General features: G+C 70.2%; 17 protein-coding genes. 13 read left to right on the forward strand and 4 right to left on the reverse strand.

All coding sequences use genetic code 11. From position 1 onward, the window contains the following. Nucleotides 1-54 precede the first annotated feature (54 nt). Genes SSMG_RS19680 through SSMG_RS19690 form a run of 3 tightly spaced genes read left to right on the forward strand, consistent with a single transcriptional unit; the run spans nt 55 to nt 2,271 of the window. Entirely contained in the window at nt 55-1,257 is a 1,203-nt protein-coding gene (locus SSMG_RS19680) for an FAD-binding oxidoreductase (protein WP_199785941.1), read from the forward strand. A 19-nt stretch (nt 1,258-1,276) separates the two neighbouring features. Beyond that, on the forward strand, nt 1,277-1,879 hold the full coding sequence (locus tag SSMG_RS19685; protein ID WP_009078773.1) for a dihydrofolate reductase family protein: 603 nt from the start codon (nt 1,277-1,279) through the stop codon (nt 1,877-1,879). 11 nt (nt 1,880-1,890) lie between these two features. Next, entirely contained in the window at nt 1,891-2,271 is a 381-nt protein-coding gene (locus SSMG_RS19690) for a PPOX class F420-dependent oxidoreductase (RefSeq protein WP_009078774.1), read from the forward strand. A gap of 18 nt (nt 2,272-2,289) precedes the next feature. Here SSMG_RS19690 and SSMG_RS19695 read toward each other — a convergent pair whose 3' ends face one another. Further along, nucleotides 2,290-3,213 carry a LysR family transcriptional regulator gene (locus tag SSMG_RS19695; protein ID WP_037717552.1) on the reverse strand — a complete coding sequence of 308 codons (924 nt, stop codon included), beginning with the start codon at nt 3,211-3,213 and terminating at the stop codon, nt 2,290-2,292. 83 nt (nt 3,214-3,296) lie between these two features. On the opposite strand from SSMG_RS19695, the gene SSMG_RS19700 reads away from it, so the two are divergent. The 3 genes from SSMG_RS19700 to SSMG_RS19710 are packed head-to-tail and all read left to right on the forward strand — an operon-like array spanning nt 3,297 to nt 6,674. Further along, entirely contained in the window at nt 3,297-4,004 is a 708-nt protein-coding gene (locus tag SSMG_RS19700; RefSeq protein WP_009078776.1) for a succinate dehydrogenase cytochrome b subunit, read from the forward strand. Between the two features lies 1 nt (nt 4,005). Beyond that, nucleotides 4,006-5,934, forward strand: a complete 1,929-nt coding sequence (locus SSMG_RS19705; RefSeq protein WP_009078777.1) for a fumarate reductase/succinate dehydrogenase flavoprotein subunit — start codon at nt 4,006-4,008, stop codon at nt 5,932-5,934. Next, nucleotides 5,931-6,674: a succinate dehydrogenase/fumarate reductase iron-sulfur subunit gene (locus SSMG_RS19710; protein ID WP_009078778.1), complete on the forward strand. Its 744-nt coding sequence runs from the start codon at nt 5,931-5,933 to the stop codon at nt 6,672-6,674. Before SSMG_RS19705 ends, SSMG_RS19710 begins: the two co-directional genes overlap by 4 nt. 61 nt (nt 6,675-6,735) lie before the next feature. Here SSMG_RS19710 and SSMG_RS19715 read toward each other — a convergent pair whose 3' ends face one another. Next, the gene (locus SSMG_RS19715) at nt 6,736-7,599 is read right to left on the reverse strand and encodes a DUF2382 domain-containing protein (protein ID WP_037714242.1); all 864 of its coding nucleotides are present in this window, start codon (nt 7,597-7,599) and stop codon (nt 6,736-6,738) included. A gap of 454 nt (nt 7,600-8,053) precedes the next feature. On the opposite strand from SSMG_RS19715, the gene erm reads away from it, so the two are divergent. Then, nucleotides 8,054-8,815: a 23S ribosomal RNA methyltransferase Erm gene (gene erm / locus SSMG_RS19720; protein WP_037714244.1), complete on the forward strand. Its 762-nt coding sequence runs from the start codon at nt 8,054-8,056 to the stop codon at nt 8,813-8,815. A 102-nt stretch (nt 8,816-8,917) separates the two neighbouring features. Continuing rightward, nucleotides 8,918-10,378 carry an aldehyde dehydrogenase family protein gene (locus tag SSMG_RS19725; protein WP_009078781.1) on the forward strand — a complete coding sequence of 487 codons (1,461 nt, stop codon included), beginning with the start codon at nt 8,918-8,920 and terminating at the stop codon, nt 10,376-10,378. On the opposite strand, the gene SSMG_RS19730 is transcribed toward SSMG_RS19725, so the two are convergent. Then, the gene (locus SSMG_RS19730) at nt 10,369-10,977 is read right to left on the reverse strand and encodes a TetR/AcrR family transcriptional regulator (RefSeq protein WP_037714248.1); all 609 of its coding nucleotides are present in this window, start codon (nt 10,975-10,977) and stop codon (nt 10,369-10,371) included. The two genes, SSMG_RS19725 and SSMG_RS19730, sit on opposite strands and share 10 nt — an antisense overlap. A gap of 132 nt (nt 10,978-11,109) precedes the next feature. On the opposite strand from SSMG_RS19730, the gene SSMG_RS19735 reads away from it, so the two are divergent. Continuing rightward, nucleotides 11,110-13,011 carry a primary-amine oxidase gene (locus SSMG_RS19735; protein WP_009078783.1) on the forward strand — a complete coding sequence of 634 codons (1,902 nt, stop codon included), beginning with the start codon at nt 11,110-11,112 and terminating at the stop codon, nt 13,009-13,011. A gap of 14 nt (nt 13,012-13,025) precedes the next feature. Then, on the forward strand, nt 13,026-13,937 hold the full coding sequence (locus tag SSMG_RS19740; protein ID WP_009078784.1) for a LysR substrate-binding domain-containing protein: 912 nt from the start codon (nt 13,026-13,028) through the stop codon (nt 13,935-13,937). Nucleotides 13,938-13,971: 34 nt separating this feature from the next. On the opposite strand, the gene SSMG_RS19745 is transcribed toward SSMG_RS19740, so the two are convergent. Continuing rightward, complete coding sequence (locus SSMG_RS19745; protein WP_009078785.1) at nt 13,972-15,213, reverse strand: NAD(P)/FAD-dependent oxidoreductase; 1,242 nt, start codon at nt 15,211-15,213, stop codon at nt 13,972-13,974. 225 nt (nt 15,214-15,438) lie between these two features. On the opposite strand from SSMG_RS19745, the gene SSMG_RS19750 reads away from it, so the two are divergent. The 3 genes from SSMG_RS19750 to SSMG_RS19760 are packed head-to-tail and all read left to right on the forward strand — an operon-like array spanning nt 15,439 to nt 17,659. Further along, nucleotides 15,439-15,861, forward strand: coding sequence for a RidA family protein (locus tag SSMG_RS19750; protein ID WP_009078786.1), 423 nt, complete (start codon nt 15,439-15,441; stop codon nt 15,859-15,861). Further along, nucleotides 15,858-16,535: a DUF1028 domain-containing protein gene (locus SSMG_RS19755; RefSeq protein ID WP_009078788.1), complete on the forward strand. Its 678-nt coding sequence runs from the start codon at nt 15,858-15,860 to the stop codon at nt 16,533-16,535. Before SSMG_RS19750 ends, SSMG_RS19755 begins: the two co-directional genes overlap by 4 nt. After that, nucleotides 16,535-17,659 carry a M20 family metallopeptidase gene (locus tag SSMG_RS19760; protein WP_037714250.1) on the forward strand — a complete coding sequence of 375 codons (1,125 nt, stop codon included), beginning with the start codon at nt 16,535-16,537 and terminating at the stop codon, nt 17,657-17,659. Before SSMG_RS19755 ends, SSMG_RS19760 begins: the two co-directional genes overlap by 1 nt. The last annotated feature ends 8 nt before the right edge of the window (nt 17,660-17,667 follow it).

The raw sequence follows: 17,667 nt of genomic DNA on the forward strand, positions 1-17,667 counted from the left end.
CCCGTGCGCGTTTTGTTCAAGAAAAGCGCGCTGAGGCTTCGTAGCGTCGTCTCCGTGATCGACCTTGACGTCCTCTCCCCCGGTTCACCGGGCGAGACGGTCGTGCGGTGTCATTCGGTCTCGGAGGTCGTTCAGGTCATGGCCTACGCGGCCTCGACCGGTGCGCGCACCGTGCCGCGCGGGGGCGGGCATTGTTTCGTGGACCGGTGCCGGAGCAACGGGATCGTGGTGGATCTGTCGGGAATGGACCGGATCGCGGTCGACGACAGCGGAGTGGCGACGATCGGTGCTGGTGCGCGGCTGGGAGCGGTGTACGCGGCGTTGCACGAATCCGGACGGACGATCCCGGCGGGCTGCGGCGACACGGTCGGCATCGCGGGGCTGACGCTCGGCGGCGGGATCGGGCTGCTCGGTCGCCAGTACGGGCTGACCTGCGACCGGCTCGTCGGCGCGCAGGTCGTGCTCGCCGACCGGACCGTCGTGGAGTGCGACGAGCGCCGGGAATCCGACCTGTTCTGGGCCCTGCGCGGCGCGGGCGGCGGGCAGTTCGGGATCGTCACGGAATTGCGGTTCGCCACGGTGCCGGAGCCGCCGGTCTGCCGGATCGAAGGGAACTGGGCGGACGGAAACCTCGTCCAGGCCTGGCAGGACTGGGCACCCGACGCTCCGGACGGCTTCACGGCCAACCTCATCGTCCAAGAGGGACGCACGACGCTTTTCGGCGCTTCCACCTTGCCGCCGGCGGAGACCCGGGGCCTGCTCCGGGAGTTCACCGCGCGGGCCGGTGTGCTGTATGCAATCGACATCCGACTGGATGTTCCCTACAGCCTGGTGAAGCCGACATTCAGCACACTGGATCCGGCCGGCGAACCGCGCCGCGTCCGGTCGGAGTTCTTCGCTCGCCCGATGACCGACCGGACGACCGGCGAACTTCTCCGGGGGCTGACCGGGAATCGGCGCCTGGCGTTCACCGCGATGGGCGGGGCGTACAACCGGGTCGCCGAGGAGGCGACCGCCTTCGCCCATCGGGGCGAGCGGTTCCTGCTGGAGGAGGTCGGCGACCTCGGCGATCCGTGGGTGGACGACGCGTGGACCACCGCACACGCGGAGGGGTCCGGCCGGGTTTATCCCAACTTCCCCGATCTCGCCCTCGAAAACCCGCACCGGGCGTATCACGCGGGCAACCTCCCCAGGCTGGCCGCGGTCAAGAAAAGCTGCGACCCGCACCGGGTTTTCGACTTTCCCCAGGCTCTGTGAGCGACTACTAAGGAGCGTCATGACCAAAGTGTTCAGTGCCCTCGCCGTTTCGGTCGACGGCTACATCAGCGGCCGCCTCCCCGAAGGGGCCGACGAGGTCGGCAGCGGGCTCGGCGACGCCGGGGCGCTATTCGACTGGTACTTCACCGGCGACACGCCCAGCAAGGTCTTCGACGGGTTCAAGCTTTCCGAGCCCAGCGCGCGGGTTTTCGACTCGCTCGCCGCCCGCGTCGGGGCGACCGTCGTCGGGCACACGACGTACGACCACTCAAGCCACTTCGGCGGTAGTGGTCCGCATCCGACGGCGCCGTTGTTCGTCGTCAGCCACCAGCCGGTGCCGGAGCTGAGCGACGCGCAGACCCAGGCCACCAGCGTCGAAGAGGCCATCGAAGGCGCGCGGGCGGCGGCGGGCGACAAGGACGTCGCGCTCATGGGCGGCGTTCTGGTCACCGAGGCGATCAAGGCCGGGCTCGTCGACGAACTCGTGCTGCATCAGGTGCCCATCCTGCTGGGCGGCGGCCGGAGCTTCTTCGGCGAGCTGCCGGAACACGTGCGGCTGCGGCTGGTCGAAGCAGTCCCGGCGCCCGGCGTCACCCACCTTCACTACGAAATCCTCCGCTGAAAGGAATCCCGATGCTGAACCCCGAAATCCGCCGCGTCCTCGACGGCACCCCGATCGCCCACCTCGCGACCGTGCTCCCGGACGGATCGCCGCACGTCGTCCCGGTGTGGATCGGCACGCGCGGCGACCGGATCGTCTTCCTGACCGGCCCGGACAGCCGCAAGGCCCGCAACCTCCGCCGCGACCCCCGCGTCGCGCTTTCCCTTACGCCGCCGGACAATCCGTTCGAACCGATCATCGTCCGCGGCCGGGTGGCGGAGTGGATCGAGGGCGACCCGGCATGGGAGATCGTCGACGAAGTGGCCAAGAAGTACATCGGACAGCCGTACCCGCGCGAGCAGGTCCGCGTCGTCGGCCTGATCGAGCCCGAACGGCAGTCGGTGGGGATGTAGCCGAGAAGCGGGGCCCGCTCACCGGCTCACCAGCGGACGCGTACCGGGCGGCAGCTGAGCCACCCCGCCGCCCAGATACCGCACCACCGCGTCCTGCAGGGCCCGCACGGCGCGCGGCTGCTCGACGTCCCGCCGGTACGCCAGCCGCACCACGCGGCTCAGGCCGGGCTCGGTGAACTGCGTGCGGCGGAACCGGTCCCCGACCACGGTGCTCGGCACGACCGCCAGGCCCAGCCCGGCCTGGACCAGCTCCAGCACCGCGTCCATCTCGCCGCCTTCGATCGCGAAGAGCGGGTCGAAGCCCTCGGCGCGGCAGGCGGCCACGGTCGCCTCGCGCAGGTCGTAGCCCTGCCGGAACATCACCAGCGGCCGGTCCCGGAGCGCGGCGATCGGCATCCGGCCGCGCACCGGGGCGGGCGCGTTCTTCGGCGAGATCACCACCAGGTCCTCGACGAACAGCGCGCGGCTCTCCAGCCGGGAATCGTCGTGGACGCGGCTGTCCACGATCATCGCCAGGTCCAGGCCGCCTTCCGACAGCGCGGTCTGCAGGTCGCGCGACCCGCTTTCGTGCAGCACCAGCTCGATCCCCGGGTAGTCCCGGCGGAACGCGGCGAGCATCGCGGGCAGCAGGCCGGTGCACAGGCTCGGGGTCGCGCCCAGCCGCACGCGGCCGCGGCCCAGTTCGTCCAGTTCGCGGATCGCCCGGTACGCGGTCTCCGTCTCGGCGAGGATGCGGCGCGCGATCGGCAGCAGCGTCTCCCCCGCCTCGGTGAGCGTGACGTTCCCGCGGATCCGGTGGAACAGCCCCGCGCCGACATCCCGTTCCAGCGCACGGATCTGCTGCGACAGTGAGGGCTGCGCCACTCGCATCTGTTCCGCGGCACGCGTGAAATGCCGCGTCTCGGCCACTGCCAGGAAATACGCCAGCTGCTGGAACTGCATGACCCCCATCATAGGCGCTGGCTATGCTTTCGAGAGAAAGCATGTGTTTGCCCTCTCGTCAGCGCGGACTTACCGTCGGTTTCGTGGCACTCGCACCCGCTCCGCCCCGCCGTCGCCCGGCGCTCGTGACGTTCTGGCGTTCGACCATCGGCAAGAAGGCCGTCATGGCCGTCACCGGGCTGATCTTCGTCGCGTTCCTGTTCGTGCACATGGCCGGGAACCTCAAGGTTTTCCTGGGACCGCAGCACTTCGACGACTACGCGGCCTGGCTGCGCACGATCGGCGAACCGGTGCTGCAGAACGCCTGGTACCTCTCGATCCAGCGCGCCGTGCTGCTGATCGCCTTGGTGCTGCACGTGGTCGCGGCCGGGCAACTGTCCAAACGGGACCGCCAGGCGCGCCCGGTGAAGTACGCGCACGGCCAGCGGCGCAAGGCCAGTTTCGCGACGCATACCATGCGCTGGGGCGGCGCGACGCTCGCGCTCTACATCGTGTGGCACATTCTGGACCTCACGGTCGGCGTGGCCAACCAGGACTTCCGCGACGGCCAGCCGTACCACAACATCGTCGCGGACTTCCAGGTCTGGTGGGTCAACCTGATCTACATCGTCGCGCTGCTGATGCTCGGCCTGCACATCAACCACGGCTTCTGGAGCGCGGCGCAGACCCTCGGCATCACCAGCAAAACCCGCGACCGGGCGTTGAAAACCGCGGGCTCCGTGCTCGCCGTCGTGATCACCGGCGGCTTCCTGATCGTGCCGATCGCCGTGATGGCGGGATGGGTGGCCTGACATGAACGACTACACGCTCGGCGAGCCGATCGCCGACACGCGAGCGCCGGCCGGTCCGATCGAGGACCGCTGGGACAGCCGCCGCTTCGGCGCGAAACTGGTCAACCCGGCCAACCGGCGGCGGCACCGGATCATCGTGGTCGGCACCGGCCTCGCGGGCGCGTCCGCCGGGGCGACGCTCGCCGAACAGGGCTACCACGTGGTCCAGTTCTGCTTCCAGGACTCGCCGCGGCGCGCGCATTCGGTCGCCGCGCAGGGCGGCATCAACGCGGCGAAGAACTACCGCAACGACGGCGATTCGGTCTACCGGCTCTTCTACGACACGGTGAAGGGCGGCGACTTCCGGTCCCGGGAGTCCAATGTGTACCGGCTGGCGCAGGTGTCCACGCAGATCATCGACCAGGCGGTGGCACAGGGCGTGCCGTTCGCCCGGGAGTACGGCGGGCTGCTCGACACCCGTTCGTTCGGCGGCGTCCAAGTCCAGCGCACGTTCTACGCCCGCGGCCAGACCGGGCAGCAGCTGCTGCTCGGCGCGTACCAGGCGCTCGCGCGGCAGATCGACGCCGGCGGCGTGGAGATGCACCCGCGGACGGAGATGCTGGACCTGATCGTCTCCGACGGCAAGGCGCGCGGGATCGTCGCGCGCGACCTGGTCACCGGCGAGGTGACCACGCATCTCGCGGACGCCGTCGTGCTCGCGACCGGCGGCTACGGCAACGTCTTTTACTTGTCCACCAACGCGAAGGGCTCCAACGCGACCGCGATCTGGCGGGCGCACAAACGCGGCGCGTACTTCGCGAACCCGTGCTTCACGCAGATCCACCCGACCTGCATCCCGCGCTCGGGCGAGCACCAGTCGAAGCTGACGCTGATGAGCGAATCGCTGCGCAACGACGGCCGGATATGGGTGCCGAAGCAGCCGCGCGACCCGCGTCCGCCGCAAGCGATCCCGGAGTCCGAACGGGACTACTACCTCGAGCGGATGTACCCGAGCTTCGGCAACCTGGTGCCGCGCGACATCGCTTCGCGGGCGGCCAAGAACGTCTGCGACGCCGGGCTCGGGGTCGGTCCGGGCGGGCTCGGCGTGTACCTCGACTTCGCGGACGCGATCGAGCGGATGGGCCGCCCGGCGGTGGAAGCCAAGTACGGCAACCTGTTCGACATGTACGAGCGGATCACCGCGGAGAACCCGTACGAGGTCCCGATGCGGATCTACCCGGCGATCCACTACACGATGGGCGGTCTGTGGGTCGACTACGACCTGCAGAGCACGGTGCCCGGCCTGTTCGTGATCGGCGAAGCCAACTTCTCCGACCACGGCGCGAACCGGCTCGGCGCGTCCGCGCTGATGCAGGGCCTCGCCGACGGCTACTTCGTGCTCCCGGCCACGCTCAACGACTACATCGCCCGCGGCAGCTTCCCCGCGCTCGACCCGGCCGATCCGGCGGTCGCGGAAGCCGAAACCGCGGTACGGGACCGGCTGGAACGGCTGCTGTCCGTGCGCGGCACGCGCAGCGTCGACTCGTTCCACCGCGAACTGGGCCACCTGATGTGGGACCACTGCGGAATGTCGCGATCCGCCGAAGGCCTGCGGAAAGCGCTCGACCGCGTTCCGGAGCTGAGGGCCGAATTCTGGCGCGTCGTCCGCGTTCCCGGCACCGGCGCCGAACTGAACCAGGAACTGGAGAAAGCCGGTCGCGTCGCCGATTTCCTCGAACTCGCCGAACTGCTGCTGCTCGACGCACTCGTGCGCGAGGAATCGTGCGGCGGCCATTTCCGGGAGGAACACCAAACCGAAGACGGCGAAGCGCAGCGCGACGACGAGCGGTTCTCCTTCGTTTCGGCCTGGGAGTACGGCGAAACGCCGGTGCTGCACCCGGAACTCCTGAACTTCGAGCACGTCCACCCCACCCAGCGGAGCTACACGTGAAACTCACCCTGCGGGTCTGGCGCCAGTCCGGCCCGGACGACGACGGCCGGCTCGTCGACTACCCGGTCGACGACGCCAGCCCGGACATGTCCTTCCTGGAACTGCTCGACGTCCTCAACCAGCACCTCATCGAGGACGGCGCCGAGCCGATCGCGTTCGACCACGACTGCCGCGAGGGCATCTGCGGCTCCTGCGGCGTGGTGATCAACGGACGGGCGCACGGCCCGGAGCGCACCACGACCTGCCAGCTGCACCTGCGGTCCTTCCGCGACGGCGACGTGCTGGACGTCGAACCGTGGCGCGCCAAGGGTTTCCCGGTGCTCAAGGACCTGGTGGTCGACCGGTCGGCGTTCGACCGGATCATCGAGGCGGGCGGCTACGTCACCGCCCCGACCGGCAGCGCTCCCGAGGCGCACGCGACGCCGGTGCCCAAGCCGGACGCGGACCTCGCCTTCGACAACGCGACCTGCATCGGCTGCGGCGCGTGCGTGGCGGCCTGCCCGAACGGGTCGGCGATGCTGTTCACCTCGGCCAAGGTGGCGCACCTGAACTCCCTGCCGCAAGGCCAGCCCGAACGCGCCCAGCGCGTGCTCGACATGGTGGAGACCATGGACGCGGCGGACTTCGGCGGCTGCACGAACACCGGCGAATGCGTCGCTTCGTGCCCCAAGGGGATTCCGCTCGCCAGCATCGCGAACCTCAACCGCGAGTTCATGAAGGCCAGCCGCTCGCGGCGGTAGCCGCGCGCGCTGTCTCCCGCCCGGAACCGGTCCGGCGGGAGACAGCAGGCGCGCGGGCGGGTCAGGACTTCTTGCCCCGCCTGGTGTCGTCGTCGATGTCGATCTGCTCCTTGCGGACCTTGCCCTGGACGGTCTGCTCCTCGGTCACCTGCTCGGTGCCGAGACGCACCCGCTCCACCGGCACGGTCTCCTTCTGCACCACGGGCTTCTCGGCGTGCAGCACGACGTCCTGTTCCGCCTCGCCGATCTCGGCCCTGCCGGCCGCCTTGGCGTCGGTGATCGGCTCGCGCTCGACGCGCACCTCCTCGTGCGTGACGGGGACGGTCACCTGCTGGTCCTCGGTCACCACGTACTTGCGCAGCCGGACGTGGCCGGTTTCGACCTGTTCGGTGCCGACCCGCAGGCGCTCCTCGGAACGCACCACGTCGCCCGTGCCGGACGCGTCGTGGCGTCCGCCCTTCGCCGCGGCTGTCTCCTGGCCGGCCGGACGGCCCCGGCCTTCGGTGCCGCCCATCGCGGCCTCGCGGCCCCGGCCCGCGGCTCCGCCGGCCATGCCGCCCGCTGCCGCGTCACGCCCGCGGTTCTGGGTGGTCGGGCTGTCCCCGGACCGCGGAGTCGGCAGGCCGTAGTACTTGTACAGCTCGACGCTCTCCTTCTCGGAAAGGTGGCCTTCGGCGTCGATCCGCGGCGCGTCGGACACCTGGTCCTTCGCGACCTGGACGTGCAGGCCGTCCTTCTCCAAGCCGGCACCGGAGAGCGGCACGAAGCTCTCCTTCTGGCCGAACAGGCCGGTTTTCACCGTCACCCACTCCGGCCTCCTCGTGTCGTCGGCCAGATAAACCGTGCCCACCTTGCCGATCTTGCTGCCGGAATTGTCCATCACGGTGCTGTCGACGAGATCCTGCGGCTGGATTGCGCGTACCATGGATCCACTCCATTTCCCCGAATCGGAATTTGCGCTTCCGTCCCCACTGTCCGGCCGGGCAAAGGGCAGAGCAAGCGCCGCACCCCTCAAGCGAGCGACCCCGTTTCGTGCCAGTTTGCGGGCCGGAAACAGCGGGTATCTCCGTCGTGAGCGGTCCGTTCGGAGACGCCCGGCGGAATGGGCGAAAATTGTTCGTCTGCCGGGTCAAGAAAGGCTGCGCGCGTATTCGTCAGGCACCGCGACGAGCCCCCGCCGAAAACCCGGATGCCTCCGTGCGGTCCGGTCGGCTAGGCTCGGGCCCATGGGTGCCACTTTCGCCGCGTACGCCTTGATTCGCCTGCGCAACGCCTGAGCGCCGGACGCACACCGCTCCGCCGCGCTCTCCCCCGTTGCCCGTCCGGGCTGCCTGTCCTGGCGCTCGGGTCGCTTCCTCATGCGCGGAGTACGCACCCTCATGTCTGCCCAGTCCTTCGGCGGACGGCACGAGCTCGGCCAGAACTTCCTGGCCGACCCCGCCGTCATCGCCGCTGTCTGCACCGCCGCCGCCCGCACGACCGGTCCCCTCGTGGAACTGGCCGCGGGCGACGGCGCGCTGACCGTCCCGCTCAGCCGCACCGGCCGTCCGCTCACCGCGGTCGAGCTCGATCCCCGCCGCGCCCGCCGCCTCGCGCAGCGGACCGGCGGCCACGTCCAGGTCGTCCGTGGCGACCTGCTCCGGCACCGGCTGCCCGACGTTCCGCACACCGTCGTCGGCAACCTGCCGTTCCACCTCACCACTGCGACCTTGCGCCGGTTGTTCCGGCAGCCGCACTGGGAACTGGCGGTGCTGCTGGTGCAATGGGAGGTCGCGCGACGCCGCGCCGGGATCGGCGGCGCCTCGCAGATGACCGCCGCCTGGTGGCCGTGGTTCGAGTTCGCCGTCCCCGCGCGGGTCCCGGCGCACGCGTTCCGGCCCCGCCCGGCCGTGGACGGCGGGATCCTCGTGATCTCCCGCCGCCCGGTGCCGCTCGTCGAAGACCGGGCGGAGTACCAGGAGTTCGTCCGCGAGGTGTTCACCGGCCGCGGCCGCGGGCTGGGCGGGATCCTTCCCCGAACCGGCCGTCTCAGCACCCGTGCGGCGCGGACGTGGCTTGCCCGGCAAAGACTGTCGCCGCAAGCACTTCCCCGCGAGCTGACCGCCGAGCAGTGGGCGTCGCTGTGGGAGCTGGTGCGGTGACCCTGCATCGGTTCGCCCTATGCAAGGCAGCGAAAAGCTCTGCTTTCCCGCGACCCGCGCGCTGGCGATAGTGAACGGAAGCGACGAAAGGCGGTTCCGAGGATGAACCACGGCGACTGGGTGCACGAGGCCGCGCAAGTGCGGCCCCGCACCGCGGCCTTTGTGGACGGTGACTGGCTCGAAGCCAAGTCCGGCAAGACTTTCGCCGACGTCAACCCGGCCACCGGGCACCCAGTCGCGCATGTGGCCGAATGCGGCCCGGACGAGATCGACGCCGCGGTCGCCGCCGCCCGACAGGCGTTCGAGGACGGCCGTTGGTCCCGGCTCGCCGCGGCAGAGCGCAAGAAACGCCTGCTGAACCTGGCCGATCTCATCAGCGCGCACGGACGGGAACTGGCGCTCTGCGACACCCTCGACGTCGGCCGGCCGATCTCCGACACGTTCGGCCAGGACGTGCCCGCGACAGCCGAATGTTTCGCCTGGTACGCCGAAGCGCTCGACAAACGCTACGACGAGGTCGCGCCCACCCCTCCGGGCAATTTCGCCGCGATCCGGCGAGTGCCGCTCGGGGTGGTGGGCGCGGTCGTGCCGTGGAACTTCCCGCTCGACGTCGCCGCATGGAAACTCGCCCCGGCACTTGCGGCGGGCAACAGCGTGGTCCTCAAACCCGCCGAACAGTCGCCGTTGTCCGCGCTGCGGCTGGCTGAGCTGGCGGCGGAGGCGGGGATCCCGGACGGGGTGCTCAACGTCGTGCCGGGCTTCGGCGAGACCGCGGGACAGGCGCTGGGACGGCATCCGGACGTCGACGTCCTCGCCTTCACCGGGTCGACGCCGGTGGGCGGGCTGTTCCTGCGCTACGCCGGGGAGTCGAACCTCAAGCAGGTCTGGCTCGAATGCGGCGGCAAGAGCCCGGTCGCGGTGTTCGCCGACGCGGACCTCGACGCCGCGGCGGACCTGGTCGCGTTCGGGTTCTGCGCGAACTCCGGCCAGGTCTGTTCGGCGACCACCCGCCTGCTGGTCCAGGCTCCGGTGGCGGACGAGTTCCTCGCCCGGCTTCGGGACAAGGTCGCCGCGTGGGTGCCCGGGGATCCGCTGGACCCGGCGACGAAACTGGGTCCGATGATCGACGAGGACGCGGCGGCGCGGGTGCTCGCTGCCGTCGAGGCCAGCAGCGGAACCGTCGTCGCGGGCGGCACCAGGCGCGGCGCGTTCCTGGACCCGACCGTCGTGACCGGCCTGGCCGCCGACGACCCGCTGGTCGCCGAGGAGCTGTTCGGGCCGGTGCTCGCGACGCAGGTCTTCGAGACCGAGGCCGAGGCGATCCGGCTGGCGAACGACACCCCGTACGGCCTCGCCGCGTCGATCTGGACCCGCGATCTCGCCCGCGCCCATCGCGTCTCGGACGGAATCCACGCCGGGACGGTCTCGGTGAACACAGTGGACGCGCTCAGCACCGCGACCCCGTTCGGCGGCTTCAAGCAGTCCGGCTTCGGCCGCGACCTGTCCCTGCATTCGTTCGACAAGTACACCGGCCTCAAGACCGTCTGGACGGCCTACGCCTGACCGAGATCGCGTCCAGTCTCCGCGGCCAGGTACCCGAGCAGCAGTTCGCGCGTCCTGGCCGCGGACAGGCTGGTGTTGTGCCCGGCGAGATGCAGGCCGTACGCGTCTTCCAGCGCCACCGCGTTCGCCGCGATGTCCGCCGCGGGCGACCGCAGCTGGAACTCCCCGGTGTCCTGGCCGTGCGCGAGCGCGGCAGAGTAGAGCGACACCTCGCGGTCCCACAACGCCGTCATCAGCACCGCGTGCGCCGGATTGCGCGCCGCGTGGACGTGCATTTCGTACAGCACCCGGCTCAGCGCATCGCCTTCCGCGGCCGGGAGCCCCGCGTCGACCAGCCGCACGAGCCGCCGGACCGGGTCGTCCTCCGCTTCCGCCGCCCGCGCTCGCGCCCAGTAGAACCGGTCGACCGCGTCCCGATGCAGCTCGAACAGCAGGTCGTCCAGGTCCGGGTAGTAATAGCTGACCGAACCGGCCGACAGCCCGGCCTCCTCGGCGACGTCGCGCACGCGGAGACCGGCCAGCCCCCGCTTCCGGATCGCGCGGGCGGCCGCCGCCACCAGCTCGTCGCGCCGCTTCGCCTGGTCCTTGGGTCGTGCCACGTCCAGGATTATTGATGACGTGCATCGAAAAACCCAGTACCGGTTCCGGAGAACCGACCCCGTAAGGGCCTTGCCTCCGGCCCCGGCGGCGCGCATTCTTTGCGCTAGACCGCAAAGAATGAGGAGACGCGCATGGCCCACCCCCTCTCGCGCCTGACCGAAGACGAGGTCGCCCGCAACCGCGCGCTGCTGGCCGACGCCGGGATCGCGACCGAGAGCACCCGGTTCGCGCTCGTGTCGCTGCTCGAACCCGCGAAGGCCGCCGTGCTCGCCTGGCAGCCGGGCGACCCGGTGGACCGTCGCGTGCGCTCGCTGCTGCTCGACCGGCGGAGCGGCGCGGTGCGTGCGGTGGTCGTCTCGTTGACCAGCGGAGAGGTCGTGGCGGACCGGGCGGTGGACGTCGTGGCCGAAGGACAGCCGCCGATCCTGCACGAGGAGTTCGACCTGGTCGAGGACATCCTCTGGAAGGACGAGGCGTGGAACGCGGCGATGCGCCGACGCGGCGTCGACGAGCCGCGGTCGGTCCGGATCTCCGCGCTCAGCGCCGGATGTTTCGACATTCCCGGCGAGGCCGGGCTGCGGCTCGTGCGCTGTCTGGCCTTCCTGCAGCTCAACAAGGACGACAACCTGTGGGCGCACCCGATCGACGGCGTCGTGGCCTATGTCGATCTGATCGCCGGGCGCGTGCACGACCTCGTCGACGACGGTCCGGCCGACATCCCGCGCACCCCGTACGACTACCACCTCGACGGCCCGGTCCGCGACACGCAGAAGCCGATCGTCATCACCCAGCCCGAGGGGCCGAGCTTCACCGTCGAGGACGACGTCGTCACGTGGGAGAAGTGGCAGTTCCGGATCGGATTCAACGCGGTCGAAGGCCTGACCCTGCACCAAATCGGCTTCCAAGACGGCGAACGGCTGCGTCCGGTCGTCTACCGCGCCTCGGTCGCCGAGATGGTCGTGCCCTACGGCGATCCGAGCCCGGTCCGGTTCTGGCAGAACTACTTCGACGCGGGCGAGTACTCGCTCGGCAAGGAAGCCAACTCGCTGACGCTGGGCTGCGACTGCCTCGGCGAGATCCGCTATTTCGACGCCGTCCTGCACGACGACGACGGCCAGCCGCACACCATCGCGAACGCGATCTGCCTGCACGAGGAAGACGCCGGCGTGCTGTGGAAACACACTGACCACTACAACGGCAGTGTTTCCACCCGTCGGCAGCGCCGGCTGGTCATCTCGTTCTTCGTGACGGTCGGCAATTACGATTACGGCTTCTACTGGTACCTCTACCTCGACGGCACGATCGAACTCGAGTGCAAGGCCACCGGCATCGTCTTCACCTCCGCCTTCCCTGCCGGCACCGAGTACCCCTGGGCCACCGAAATCGCGCCCGGCATCGGCGCGCCGTTCCATCAGCACCTGTTCTCCGCGCGGCTGGACATGATGGTCGACGGCCTCGCCAACGCCGTCGACGAGATCGACGTGCAGCGCGTCCCGATCGGCCCGGACAACCCGTACGGCAATGCCTTCACCCGCAAGATCACCAGGCTGGCGAAGGAAGCCGAGGCCGCCCGGCTCGCCGACGGCAACCTCGGCCGAACCTGGCGGATCAGCAATCCCGAGTCCCGCAACGCCCTCGGCCAGCCGGTCGGCTACACACTGCATCCGGAGGGACTGCCGCCGCTGCTCGCCGACGACGCGTCCTCCATCGCCCGCCGCGCCGCCTTCACCCGCAAGCACCTGTGGGTCACCGCGTACGCGGAGGACGAACGCTTCCCGGCCGGCGAGTACGTCAACCAGAACAACGGGACAACCGGCATCGACACCTGGATCCAGGCCGACCGCGACCTCGACGGCGCCGACCTCGTCGTGTGGCACACCTTCGGCCTGACCCACTATCCGCGCACCGAGGACTGGCCGATCATGCCGGTCGACCACACCGGCTTCACGCTCAAGCCGAGCGGATTCTTCGACGCCAATCCCGCGCTGGACACGCCCGCGCCGAAACCGCAGCATCCCGATTGCTGCCACTGAGGCAGGATGTCCGCATGAGCGAGCCTTCCTTCACCCTCGTGCAGCTGCGCTACTTCGAGGCGGCCGCGCGGCACCTGAGCATGACGGCCGCGTCGAAGGAGCTGATGGTGTCGCAGTCGGCCGTTTCGACGGCGATCGCGCAGCTGGAGAAGGAAATGGGCGTGCAGTTCCTGCTGCGCCACCACGCCCGCGGGCTCAGCCTGACCACGGCAGGCGAGGAGTTCTACAAGCGCGTGCTGGACTTCCTGGCGCACGGCGCGGAGCTGGTCGAAACGGCCCGGCAATCCGGCACCGACCTGGTCGGCACGCTCACCGTCGGCTGTTTCACCACGCTCGCGCCGTTTCGCCTGCCGAGCCTGCTGGCCGAGTTCGAAGCCCGGCATCCGCGCGTTCACGTGTCCCTGCGCGAGGGAGAGCACAAGGCGCTCAAGAGTGCGTTGCGGGCCGGGGAAACCGAGCTGGCGATGCTGTACGGCTACGACCTCGACGACGACATCGACCGCGAGGTGGTCGGCACCGCCGCACCGTATGCCCTCGTGTCCGAGGACCACCGGCTCGCGCGGCGGAAAAGCCGCAAGGTGTCGCTGCAGGAGCTGGCCGAGGAGCCGATGGTGCTGCTCGATCTGCCGCACAGCCGGGAGTACCTGCAGTCGATCCTGAGCGACGCCGGGGTGGCGCCGCGGGTACGGCATCGGACGAGCGGGTACGAGACGGTGCGGGCCCTGGTGGCTTCCGGGCACGGGTTCGCGTTGCTCAACCAGCGACCGCCGGCGGACACCACTTACGCCGGCGCGAGCGTGGTGCCGCTGACGCTGACCGACGACGTGCCGTCGCTGGAGATCGTGCTCGCGACCATGCGCGGGGTGCGGCTTACCCGGCGGGCGCACGAATTCCGGGAGCTGTGCCGCGCGATGTACTCGCAATAGCGGCGCGGGCGAACCCGCGCCGCCCTCTCGCTGCTCAGTAGTTCTGGTACCCGCGCTGGATCGCGATGTGGTCCGCCACGAATTTCGCGTCGTGCCACACCCCCCAGATGAAGCTCGACCCGCGCCGCGCCAGCCACGGCAGGCCGATGAAGTACACGCCTGGCTCCACGGACACGCCGCGACGATGCCGGGGCCGCCCGTTTTCGTCGAACGCGTCGACCTGAAGCCAGCTGTAGTCGACGGCGAACCCGGTCGCCCAGACGATCGAGGTCACTCCGGCGGCGGCCAAATCCAGCTCCAGCACCGGATCGGTGACGCACGCCGGATCCGGGCCCAGCTCGCGGGCGGACGGTTCCTCGGGCAGGTCGAGCCCGTTGCGAGCCGCGTAGGCGTCGGCTTCGGCAAGCAGGGCAAGGTAATTCTCGTCGCCCGCCGCGATGTTCTTCGCCAGGTCGGTCGCGAAGGTGAGCTTGCCGTCGGCGTACGCGCCGGTCATGCCGACGAGCGTGATCCCGAGCCCGGCCAGCGCGCGGAAGTCCACCGTGTGCCCGCCGCGCGCGCCGCTCACCGCGATGGTCACGTGTTCCGCTCCGGCGGGCGGCGTTTCGGCGTCCCACTTGCCCAGAACGCCGAGCCACCAGCAGAAATCGCGATCGCGGTAGCTGCGCGGCGGACGGTCGTGCGGGCCGACGGACAGGTACACCTCGCGCCCGGAACGGCGGAGTTCCTCGGCGATCTGCACCCCCGACGAACCCGCGCCGACGACCAGCACCGCGCCTTCGGGCAGCTGCCGCGGGTTCCGGTAGCCGCTGGAGTGCAGCTGCACCGGACCGGCGTCGGCGGGCACGATCGGCGGGATCACCGGACGCTGGAACGGGCCCGTCGCCGCGATCACGAAGCGGGCGTCGACAGCGCCTTCCGAGGTTTCGACGCGGAATCCGGGCCGGCCCTCGTGCCGCCGGACCGACGTGACCTCGACCCCGGTGCGGATCGGCGCGGCGATTTTTTCCGCGTATGCCTCGAAATAATCCGCGACCTGGTCCTTCGACGCGAATTCGTGCGGCGCCACGTCCGGGAATTCCAAGCCGGGGAACCGGTCGTGCCACGCGGGGCCGTTCGCGACGAGCGAGTCCCACCGTTCCGAGCGCCAGCGTTCGGCGATCCGGTTCCGTTCCAGGACCAGGTGCGGCACGCCGCACTCGCTCAGGTGCTCGCTCATCGCCAGGCCGGCCTGTCCCCCGCCCACGACGAGGGCCTCCACCTGTTCGCTCGACATCCCAGACCTCCGCTCCGGCTCCGGCGCGGTTCGGCGCCGTCTCCCGGATCCTCACGGCCCGCCCTGCCCGTGTCCAACAGATGTTTCCGGCACTCAAGATCTGATTTGCCGATGCAGACTGCATTGATCCAACAGATGCATTGGTCCGGAAACATCTACTGGACAGAACCTCGGCGGCGCGGTCAGGCTGAGGCGTCCGACGACCGCCGCACGGAAGGCCCCGCAGTGACTGTCCACCGTCGCATCCGCCCGTTCAACACGCGGGACACCTACCCGGAGCAGAACCTCGACAACGACCTGTGCCAGGCCGTCGTCGCCAACGGCACGGTCTACGTCCGCGGCCAGATCGGGCAGGACCTCGACACGAGCGAATCGGTCGGGATCGGCGACGTCGCCGCGCAGGCCGAGCGGGCGATGGCGAACATCGAAATGCTGCTCGAAGAAGCGGGCAGCCGGATGGAACACCTGGTCAAGCTCACGATCTACCTGGTCGACCCGCGCTACCGCGAGGCCGTCTACCGCACCGTCGGGCGCTGGACCAAGGGCGTGCACCCGATCTCGACCGGCGTGGTCGTGTCCGCGCTCGCCCGGCCGGAATGGCTGTGCGAAATCGACGCCGTCGCGGTGATCCCGGAGGAGGAGAAGTGACCTTTTCGATCGTCGCCCGCGACACGTCCGGCGGCGCCGTCCGGTTCGGCATCGCGGCCAGTTCGTCCAGTCCGGCGGTCGTCGCCCGCGTCGCGCACCTGCGCCCCGGCCTCGGCGCGGCGGCCTCGCAGAACATCACCGACCCGCGGCTCGGCGGACGGCTGCTGGACCGGCTCGCCGAGCACCGGGACCCGGAGAAAGCACTGGCCGAGGTCACGTCGACAGCGGAGCACATCGAGTACCGGCAGCTGACCGTGCTCGGCACCAGCGGACCCGGTTTCGCTTACAGCGGCTCGAAAACTCTCGGCACCCACGGGTCGGCGACGGCGGACGGCGTGGTCGCGGCGGGCAACATGCTGGCCGGCGACCACATCCCGCAGTCCATGGTGGACGCTTTCGCCTCCGCGACAGGCGAGCTGGAACAGCGTCTCCTCGCGGCGATGCGGGCCGGGCTCGCGGCGGGCGGCGAGGAGGGCCCGGTGCGGTCCGCCGGGCTGGTCGTGGTGTCCGCGGCGGACTGGCCGGTCACGGATCTGCGCGTGGACTGGGCAGACGAGCCGATCGGACAGCTCGCCGAACTCCTCGACGTCTGGCTCCCCCAGCGCGACGACTACGTCACCCGAGGACTGAACCCCGCCGCCGCGCCGTCCTACGGCGTGCCGGGAGACGAGTGATGACGGCGAGCAAAGCAGCCGCCCGAGCCGCGGTCGAACGGCACGCCGACGAGTTGGTCGAGCTGTCCGAGCGGCTGCACGCCGACCCGGAAACCGCGTGGGAAGAGCATCGCGCGGCCGCTGCGGTGCCGGAACTGCTCGACCGGGCCGGGTTCGCGGTCACCGCGAAGTACCTCGGCTTGGACACCGCGTTCCACGCCAGCTTCGGCTCCGGGCCGAAACGGATCGCGCTGTGCGCCGAGTACGACGCGCTGCCCGGTCTCGGCCACGCCTGCGGCCACAACCTCATCGCGGCCAGTTCCATCGGCGCCGCGCTGGGGCTCGCCGAGGTTGCCGACGACCTCGGGATCACGGTCGAGGTCTACGGCACTCCGGCCGAGGAAGGCGGCGGCGGGAAGATCGAGCTGCTGGAACGCGGCGCGTTCACCGGCGTGGACCTCGCGATGATGGTGCATCCGGCACCGGTGGACGTCGCCGAAGCACGGCCGTTCGCGGTCAGCCACTCGAAAATCTCCTACACCGGCAAGTCCGCGCACGCCGCCGCTTACCCCGAGGCCGGGGTCAACGCGGCCGACGCGTTCACCGTCGCCCAGGTCGCGATCGGCCTTCTGCGGCAACAACTTCCGGCCTCGGCGCGCGTGCACGGCATCGTGACGCACGCCGGAGACGCACCGAACGCGATCCCCGAACACGCGTCCGGCCGGTGGTATGTACGGGCCGAGACGCTGGCGGAACTGTCCGAAGTGGAGCCCCGCGTGATGCGGGCGTTCGAGGCCGGTGCGCTGGCCACTGGCTGCGAGCTGACTGTCGAACCGGAAAGCAAGCCGTACGCCGAATTCCGCGCCGACGAAACGGCATTGGCCGCCTACCGGGCCAACGCCCTCGAACTCGGCCGCGAGTTCGCGTCGGACGGCACGGCGGCGCGGATGAACCGCGCGTCCACCGACATGGGCAACGTCTCGCAGGTCGTGCCCGCGATTCACCCGTACATCGGCATCGGCTCGCTGCCCGCGATCAACCACCAGCGCGAGTTCGCCGCGCACTGCGTCGGCGGCGCCGCGGAACGGGCCCTGCTCGACGGCGCGATCGCGCTGGCGTGGACCGGCGTCGACCGCACTTTCTGAACCTCCTG

Origin of the sequence: Streptomyces sp. AA4, assembly GCF_000158875.1 — a bacterium.
GTDB lineage: Bacteria > Actinomycetota > Actinomycetes > Mycobacteriales > Pseudonocardiaceae > Amycolatopsis.

Coding starts and splice junctions, on each gene's coding strand:
- SSMG_RS19735 (WP_009078783.1), top strand. CDS start 11,110: ATGGCCCACCCCCTCTCGCGCCTGACCGAAGACGAGGTCGCCCGCAAC.
- SSMG_RS19705 (WP_009078777.1), top strand. CDS start 4,006: ATGAACGACTACACGCTCGGCGAGCCGATCGCCGACACGCGAGCGCCG.
- SSMG_RS19695 (WP_037717552.1), bottom strand. CDS start 3,213: ATGCAGTTCCAGCAGCTGGCGTATTTCCTGGCAGTGGCCGAGACGCGG.
- erm (WP_037714244.1), top strand. CDS start 8,054: ATGTCTGCCCAGTCCTTCGGCGGACGGCACGAGCTCGGCCAGAACTTC.
- SSMG_RS19725 (WP_009078781.1), top strand. CDS start 8,918: ATGAACCACGGCGACTGGGTGCACGAGGCCGCGCAAGTGCGGCCCCGC.
- SSMG_RS19740 (WP_009078784.1), top strand. CDS start 13,026: ATGAGCGAGCCTTCCTTCACCCTCGTGCAGCTGCGCTACTTCGAGGCG.
- SSMG_RS19760 (WP_037714250.1), top strand. CDS start 16,535: ATGACGGCGAGCAAAGCAGCCGCCCGAGCCGCGGTCGAACGGCACGCC.
- SSMG_RS19690 (WP_009078774.1), top strand. CDS start 1,891: ATGCTGAACCCCGAAATCCGCCGCGTCCTCGACGGCACCCCGATCGCC.
- SSMG_RS19745 (WP_009078785.1), bottom strand. CDS start 15,213: ATGTCGAGCGAACAGGTGGAGGCCCTCGTCGTGGGCGGGGGACAGGCC.
- SSMG_RS19685 (WP_009078773.1), top strand. CDS start 1,277: ATGACCAAAGTGTTCAGTGCCCTCGCCGTTTCGGTCGACGGCTACATC.
- SSMG_RS19715 (WP_037714242.1), bottom strand. CDS start 7,599: ATGGTACGCGCAATCCAGCCGCAGGATCTCGTCGACAGCACCGTGATG.